Below are 269 nucleotides of genomic sequence, written 5' to 3' on the forward strand. Positions count from 1 at the left end.
GTCGTGCTGCAGCGTGCTCAGCAGCGCGCGCGTTGCGCCGTGGCGCGGATCGCCGAACACGCGCCACACCGGGCCGGTTTCGACGACTTCGCCCTGTTCGATCACCGCGACGGTGTCGCACACCGCGCGGATCACCTCCATCTCGTGCGTGATCAGCACGATCGTCAGCCCGAGACGACGGTTGATGTCGGCCAGCAGCGCGAGGATCGATTGCGTGGTCTCCGGATCGAGCGCCGACGTCGCTTCGTCGCACAGCAGCACTTCGGGAT

General features: G+C 67.3%; 1 pseudogene. It reads right to left on the bottom strand.

The annotated features are described in order from the left end of the window. A pseudogene (locus AAEY88_RS13825) lies at positions 1-269 on the bottom strand (methionine ABC transporter ATP-binding protein); the annotation flags it as partial.

This window comes from Psychrobacter sp. CAL346-MNA-CIBAN-0220 (assembly GCF_040309805.1).
In the GTDB taxonomy this organism is placed as follows: Bacteria; Pseudomonadota; Gammaproteobacteria; order Pseudomonadales; family Moraxellaceae; genus Psychrobacter.